Genomic DNA, 6,559 nt, shown 5'->3' on the forward strand with positions numbered 1-6,559 from the left:
CCGGCCGCCGCCCCGCTAGAATGCCGGCATGAAAGCCCTGCATTCCCTGTTCCTCGCCGCCGCGATCGCGCCGGCTCTGCTGTCCGCCTCCGCCCCTGCCCATGCCTGGGGCGCGCAAGGTCATCGCCTTGTCGCTGAGGTAGCGGATTCCCGCCTCTCGCCCGCTGCACGCGCCGAAGTCGACCGCCTGCTGGCCACCGAACCCGGTGCCACCCTCGCCAGCGTGGCGCCCTGGGCCGACCAGCTGCGTGCCAAGGACCCGGGCCTCGGCCGCCGTTCCGCCGGCTGGCATTACGTCAACATCGCCGAAGACGGCTGCCACTACGAAGCGCCCAGGCACTGCACCAACGGCAACTGCATCGTCGAAGCGCTGAAGGCACAGAGCGCGATCCTCGGCGATCGCAGCCTGACCGACGGCGAGCGGCTGCAGGCCCTGAAGTTCGTGGTGCATCTGGTCGGCGACATCCACCAGCCAATGCATGCCGGCTACGGTCACGACAAGGGCGGCAACGACTTCCAGCTGCAGTACGGCAACCGCGGCACCAACCTCCATTCGCTGTGGGACAGCGGCATGCTCAACACCCGCAAGCTGGACGACAACGGCTATCTGCCGGTGCTGCGGTCGCTGCCGGCGCCGAAACTGGCGCGCCAGTCCAATCCGCAGCGCGATCCGCAGGCGTGGGCTGAAGCCAGCTGCCGCATTTCGATGCAAGCCGGCGTTTATCCAGCCTCGCGTAAGATCGGCGATGAATACACCGCGCGCTACCGCCCGGTGGCGGAAGCGCAGCTGCGGCTGGCCGGCGAGAATCTGGCGCAGCTGCTGAACCGCGTGCTCGCCGCACGCTGAGGAGGTTGCCGATGCCGGTCCAGGTCCAGTCGTTCTTCCATCGCGACAGCAATACCTTCAGCTACCTGGTCAGCGACCCGGCCAGCGGTGAGGCTGCGCTGATCGATCCGGTCCTGGACTACGACCCGGACACCGATGCCAGCAGCGAGTCGCCGGTCCAGCCGGCACTGCACGCGATCGAGCAGCAGGGGCTGCGGCTGAGGTGGCTGCTGGAGACCCACGCCCACGCCGACCATGTGTCGGCCGGGCGGCGGCTCAAGCAGCGTTTCCCTCACGCCACGCTGGCCATCGGTGAAGGCATCCGCGCCGTGCAGGCGACCTTTGCGCCGCGGTTCGGCCTGCAGCTTCCTGCCGCAGACGACATCTTCGACCACCTGTTCGCCGACGGCGAGACCTTCACGCTGGGCGAAGTGCGCGGCCAGGTCATCGCCGTGCCCGGCCACACCAGCGACAGCATCGCCTACCTGATCGGCGACGCACTGTTTACGGGCGATTCGCTGTTCATGCCCGACGGCGGTACCGCCCGCTGCGATTTCCCCGGCGGCGATGCGGCGCAGCTGTACCGCTCGATCCAGCGCCTGCTGGCGCTGCCCGAGTCCACCCGCGTGTTCGTCTGCCACGACTATGGCCCGGGCGGCCGCGACATCGCCAACGAGACCACCATCGGCGAGCAGCGCGCGCGCAACATCCACGTGCATGACGGCGTGGCCGAAGCCGACTTCGTCAGCGTGCGCCAGGCCCGCGACGCCACGCTGGCCGAACCGGCGCTGATGCAACCGGCGGTGAAGGCCAACATCCAGGGCGGCGCCTGATCGACGCCGCTGTACTGGCCGGACATGGCCCGGCGCTACCCGGCATCACGCGCGATCATTTCCCCTGCGTACGGACCGTCTGCCGGCCCTTCACGATCTCGAAGGTGAAGGCGTACAGCAGGCTGACCGGCACCGGCTCGATGCGCTCGGCGCTCCCGCAGTCGCCGCGGTCGGATGGGACCTTGCCGACCGGGTAGTGGCAGACCGCGGCAGCGCTGTACTTCCACATCGCCACCGCCTCCTGCGCCGCCTGCAGCAGCGGCGCGTTCTCCGCTGCAGCGCCGGCGGCGCACTCGGGGCGGTCGGTCAGCGGCAGGCTGCGCTCGACCATGCCTTCCGCATCGACCACCACCTGCAGGCAGATGGTGGTGGGCGCCAGTTCGGTACGCGGATCGCGGTCGCCCACCTTCGGATCAGGCGCCGCATACAGCTGCGGCATCCGATAGCCTTCGCCCGCTGCCAGCGCATAGGCCTGCACCTGACCGCTGCCGCCCGCCGCTGTGGGCTGCAACCGCTGATGGCCGACACTCTCGCTGCGGGTGTCAACCGTGCCCAGTCGCTCCTGGGTGGCACAGCCGGCCAGCAGCGTGGCCAACAGCAGCGCGGCCTGCCTCACCGCGCGCGCTCCGCTTCCCTCTCGTCCTCACTCATGGAGAACGTCAGTGGAATCCGCACGGCGGAAGCCACCGGACGCCCATCCTTCAGGGCCGGCCGGAAGGTCCAGCCCTTGGCGGCCGTGATCGACACCGCATCGAACACACCGGGATTGGTGGCGCTGAGCACCTGTACGTCGGTCGGCCTGCCCTCTGCGTCGATCTCGACCTTCAAGGTGACGACGCCGGTCAGGCCCTGCTGGAACGCAGACTCCGGATACTTCGGCGGTGCCATCCTCTCGACCTGCGCAGAACGCTGCAGGCCGGCCGCAGCGGCATCGGCCTGCGCGTACTCGGCGGGCTCGACGCCGATCGACGACACGCCGGCCATCCCGAGCTGGCTTGCCCACGCCACCGTGGCCAGGCCCGCGCACACCCCGACCACCAGCACCTGCCCGGACACCCACGGCAATGCCTTCCGCTTGGACTGCTTCAACATGGCGATTCGCTCCTTCAACACGGGTTGGCTGCGCCAGTGACACACTGCCGGCGCAACCGGGTGAACCAGCTGCGCCTTCAGCAGCGTACTGGCGTAAAGTCCGCGCAGCGCAGGCTGCGTGGCAATGGTGCGGGCATCGCAGGCCAGTTCCTGGTCGCGCAGGAACCTGCGTGTTGCCCACGGCATCAGCGGATGGAACCAGAACGCTGCGCGTACCAGCAGCAACGCGCCGTTCGCCCAGTGATCGCCATTGCGGCGATGGCTGCGTTCATGTGCCAGGATCAACCCCTGCTCGCGTGCATCGAACTGCTGGTCGAAATCGGGGCCGACCACGATGCGCGGCCGCCACAGGCCGACCAGGGCCGGCAGACCGGGATCGGCACTGGCCTGCCAGCTGCCGTCGGCACGCGCCTGCAGACGGCCCAGGATACGTTCGAAGCGCTGCTGCGCACGCAGGCTGCGCAGCAGACTGATCGCCACGCCAAGCATCCAGGCCAGCAGCAACCATTTCGGCCAGCGCATGACCTGGGTGGGCTCGCCCTCCGGCGCGACAGGCATCACGTTCAGGGGCAGGGTCGGCACATGCTGCAGCAGGGGCAGCGCAGGCAACGGCAGCAACAGGCCTGCCAGCAGCAGGGGCAACAACCACCAGCTGCGATAGGCCAGCGAGGGCCCTCCCAGCCGCAGCAGCAGCGGCCGCATCGCCGCCAGGAGTATCACCGCCAGCGCCAGCCACACGCTGGCCCGCCACACGCTGTCGAGCACCTCACTCATGGTCCAGCTCCTGGATCAGCTTCTTCAGTTCGGCGATGTCCTGCGCGCTGAGCTGGCCGCGTTCACTGAAATGGGCAACCAATGGCGCCACCCGTCCTTCGAACACTCTGCCCAGAAAGTCCTGGCTCTGAGCCGCGACCCAAGCTTCGCGCTGCAGCAGTGGCCGATACAGATAGCGGCGGCCTTCGCGTTCGGCAGCGATCGCGCCCTTGGTCAGCAGGCGGTTGAGCAGCGTCTTGATGGTCGGTTCGGCCCAGTCCCGGTGGGCCAGTGCGGCAACCACCTCATCGGCACCGCGGGGCGCCTGCTGCCACAGCACTTCCATCACGACCGCCTCGGCTTCACTGATCGGATTCATTGTTTACGCCCGTAATCGACAATTCGATTACGCACGTAATCAAAACCGCTGTCAAGCCCTGCATCGACCTGCACTTCATGCGCCCTGGCCCAGCATCGGCCGTCCCGGCCCCGGAGTGCGCATGAAACCGCTACCCAAGAAGGATTTCCCCGTCGAACAGGCCCGCCGCTTCCTCGAACCCGGCCCGATCGTGCTGGTCAGCACCGCGTGGCGTGGCCAGCGCAACCTGATGACGATGGGCTGGCACATGGTGATGGGCTTCTCGCCATCACTGGTGGCGACCTATCTGTGGAACGAGAACCACAGCTTCGCGCTGGCGCGGGGCAGCGGCGAATGCGTGATCAATGTGCCGGGCGTGGAGCTGCTCGATACCGTAGTGGACATCGGCAACTGCAGCGGGCGGGAGGTCGACAAGTTCGCGCACTTCGGCCTGGATGCCCTGCCCGCCCGCGAGGTCGGCGCGCCGCTGGTCGGCCAGTGCCATTCGTGCTTCGAGTGCCGCCTGTACGACGACAGCCAGATCGAGACCAGCAACCTTTTCATCTGGGAGATCGTGCGTGCCCACGTCGCGCCACGGCCGAAACTGCCGCGCACCGTGCACTACCGTGGCGATGGCCGCTTCATGGTGGCCGGTGCGGAAGTCTCGCGTCGACGGCGGTTCAAGCCCGACATGCTGTAATGCCGGACCTCCCCTTACGCAGGACTGCCCCGGATGACCGAACACCTCACCGACCTGGACGCCGCCGTCGATTGGCTGTTCGCGCGCGTGGAAGGGCCGCTGCGGATCGGAGCACCGCTGGCGCTGGGCAAGCCACACCGGTTGCTCAATGCACTGTATGCACGGGTCGAGAACGATCCCTCGCACCCCCTCCAGCTCTACACTGCCCTGTCGTTGAATCCGCCGAAGGTGCGGGGCAGCGGCCTGGAGGCCCGCTTCCTGGGCCCCTTCGCGCAGCGCCATTTCGGCGAGGATTTCCCCCGCCTGGCCTATGCCGACGCGATCGCCCGTGACGCACTGCCCGCCCATGTGCAGGTGGAGGAGTTCTACATGCAGTCCGGCGCCCTGCTCGGTTCCCGGCAGGCGCAGTCCAGCTACACCAGCCTCAACTACACCCATGCCGCTGATGCAGTGGCCCAGCGCGCGCCGCAGGTAATCGTGCAGAAGGTGGCGATGCGCCCGGACGATCGCCGCCTCTCGTTGTCCTGCAACAACGACATCACCCAGGACACGCTCGATGCAATCGCCGCACGCGGCCTGCCGCGTCCGCTGATGGTGGCCGAGATCGATCCGCAGCTGCCTTATCTGGGCGGCACCGCCACGGTCGATGTGTCCTTCTTCGACCTGGTCATCACCCCGCCGCCGCCGTATCCGGCGCTGTTCGGCCTGCCGCGGCAGCCGGTCGCCGACGCCGACTATGCGATCGGCCTGTATGCCAGCACCCTGGTGCGCGATGGCGGCACGCTGCAGATCGGCATCGGCACGCTGGCCGATGCACTCAGCCATGCACTGGTGCTGCGGCATACCGACAACGCGCGCTACCGGCGCGTGCTGCACGCGCTGGACCCGCAGCTTGCGCGACATCCGCTGGTACAGGAAATCGGCGGCCTGGAGCCGTTCGAGATCGGCCTGTACGGCTGCAGCGAGATGCTCAACGAGGGCTTCCGGCGGCTGGTCCAGACCGGCGTGATCAAGCGCAAGGTGCATGACGACCTGGCGCTGATGCAGCGCATCGAGAACGGCAGCACGCTGTCCATCGACCATGCCACGCTGGCCGCCGAAGGCGAATACCTGCATGGCGCGTTCTACCTGGGCTCGCCGGAGTTCTACCAGTGGCTGCGCGAGCTGCCGGCGGATGAACGTCGCGCCATCGGCATGCGCCGCATCAGTGAGATCAACCAGCTTTACGGCGGCAACGAGACGCTGGAGCGCCTGCAGCGCCGCCATGCACGCTTCTTCAATTCCTGCATGATGGCCACTGCGCTGGGCGCGGCGGTCTCCGATGCCCTGGACGATGGCCGCGTGGTGTCCGGCGTCGGCGGTCAGTACAACTTCGTGGCGATGGCCCATGCCCTGCCGGAAGCACGCAGCGTGCTGATGTTCCGCGCCGCGCGCGATGACAAGGGCCAGCGCGAATCGAACGTGCGCTGGAACTATGGCCACACCACCATTCCCCGCCATCTGCGTGATATCTACCTGGACGAGTACGGCATCGCCGACCTGCGCGGGTTGACCGACGAGGACTGCGTGCAGGCGATGGCGGCGATCACCGAGGCGCCGTTCCAGCAGGGCCTGCTGCAGCAGGCACAGGCCGCGCGCAAGCTGCTGGCCACGACGCAGCCCGATCCGCAGCGGCTGCAGCGCAATACACCGCAGGCCCTGGCCGCAGCGCTGGCCCCCTTCCGCTCCGACGGCACCCTGCCCGACTACCCGCTGGGCAGCGACTTCAATGAGATCGAGCAGGTACTGGTCAAGGCGCTGGGCTGGTTGAAGGCCAACACGCAGACCCGCGGCGACAAGCTGCGTACCGTCTGGGCAGCGCTGCGGCAACCGGCCGGCGATGGCGATGCGGTGTACCTGCAGCGCATGGGCCTGCAGTCACCGAAGGACTTCAACGAGCGGCTGGACGCGCGCCTGCTGCGGCTGGCGCTGGCACGCACGGCCTGAAGCCGGTAGCG

7 protein-coding genes are annotated in these 6,559 nt (G+C 68.0%); 4 read left to right on the top strand and 3 right to left on the bottom strand.

Translation table 11 applies throughout. From position 1 onward, the window contains the following. Positions 1 to 28: 28 nt before the first annotated feature. Both QMZ25_RS18870 and QMZ25_RS18875 read left to right on the top strand, forming a co-directional pair. Positions 29 to 847, top strand: coding sequence for a S1/P1 nuclease (locus QMZ25_RS18870; RefSeq protein WP_065175752.1), 819 nt, complete (start codon positions 29 to 31; stop codon positions 845 to 847). An 11-nt stretch (positions 848 to 858) separates the two neighbouring features. Next, the gene (locus QMZ25_RS18875) at positions 859 to 1,659 is read left to right on the top strand and encodes an MBL fold metallo-hydrolase (RefSeq protein WP_053518482.1); all 801 of its coding nucleotides are present in this window, start codon (positions 859 to 861) and stop codon (positions 1,657 to 1,659) included. Positions 1,660 to 1,714: 55 nt separating this feature from the next. Here the strand turns inward: QMZ25_RS18875 and QMZ25_RS18880 are convergent, their stop codons facing one another. Genes QMZ25_RS18880 through QMZ25_RS18890 form a run of 3 tightly spaced genes read right to left on the bottom strand, consistent with a single transcriptional unit; the run spans position 1,715 to position 3,883 of the window. Beyond that, positions 1,715 to 2,275, bottom strand: coding sequence for a hypothetical protein (locus QMZ25_RS18880; RefSeq protein WP_128988479.1), 561 nt, complete (start codon positions 2,273 to 2,275; stop codon positions 1,715 to 1,717). Next, positions 2,272 to 3,525 (bottom strand): TonB family protein, encoded by a 1,254-nt coding sequence (locus QMZ25_RS18885; protein ID WP_197600555.1) that lies wholly within the window; start codon positions 3,523 to 3,525, stop codon positions 2,272 to 2,274. Before QMZ25_RS18885 ends, QMZ25_RS18880 begins: the two co-directional genes overlap by 4 nt. Continuing rightward, a complete protein-coding gene (locus tag QMZ25_RS18890) occupies positions 3,518 to 3,883 on the bottom strand; it encodes a BlaI/MecI/CopY family transcriptional regulator (RefSeq protein WP_065181668.1) in 366 nt (121 codons plus the stop codon). Before QMZ25_RS18890 ends, QMZ25_RS18885 begins: the two co-directional genes overlap by 8 nt. Before the next feature lie 121 nt (positions 3,884 to 4,004). On the opposite strand from QMZ25_RS18890, the gene QMZ25_RS18895 reads away from it, so the two are divergent. Together QMZ25_RS18895 and QMZ25_RS18900 are read left to right on the top strand one after the other, a co-directional pair. Further along, complete coding sequence (locus QMZ25_RS18895; RefSeq protein WP_053518474.1) at positions 4,005 to 4,562, top strand: flavin reductase family protein; 558 nt, start codon at positions 4,005 to 4,007, stop codon at positions 4,560 to 4,562. A 33-nt stretch (positions 4,563 to 4,595) separates the two neighbouring features. Further along, a complete protein-coding gene (locus QMZ25_RS18900) occupies positions 4,596 to 6,548 on the top strand; it encodes an acetyl-CoA hydrolase/transferase C-terminal domain-containing protein (RefSeq protein ID WP_283220123.1) in 1,953 nt (650 codons plus the stop codon). Positions 6,549 to 6,559: the final 11 nt, after the last annotated feature.

It is taken from the genome of Stenotrophomonas sp. RS-48 (assembly GCF_030053245.1).
GTDB classification, from domain to species: Bacteria; Pseudomonadota; Gammaproteobacteria; order Xanthomonadales; family Xanthomonadaceae; genus Stenotrophomonas; species Stenotrophomonas maltophilia_P.

What these genes read in the sequence shown, in the direction of transcription:
- QMZ25_RS18895 (WP_053518474.1), top strand. Translation starts at nt 4,005, where the DNA reads ATGAAACCGCTACCCAAGAAGGATTTCCCCGTCGAACAGGCCCGCCGC.
- QMZ25_RS18870 (WP_065175752.1), top strand. Translation starts at nt 29, where the DNA reads ATGAAAGCCCTGCATTCCCTGTTCCTCGCCGCCGCGATCGCGCCGGCT.
- QMZ25_RS18890 (WP_065181668.1), bottom strand. Translation starts at nt 3,883, where the DNA reads ATGAATCCGATCAGTGAAGCCGAGGCGGTCGTGATGGAAGTGCTGTGG.
- QMZ25_RS18875 (WP_053518482.1), top strand. Translation starts at nt 859, where the DNA reads ATGCCGGTCCAGGTCCAGTCGTTCTTCCATCGCGACAGCAATACCTTC.
- QMZ25_RS18885 (WP_197600555.1), bottom strand. Translation starts at nt 3,525, where the DNA reads ATGAGTGAGGTGCTCGACAGCGTGTGGCGGGCCAGCGTGTGGCTGGCG.
- QMZ25_RS18900 (WP_283220123.1), top strand. Translation starts at nt 4,596, where the DNA reads ATGACCGAACACCTCACCGACCTGGACGCCGCCGTCGATTGGCTGTTC.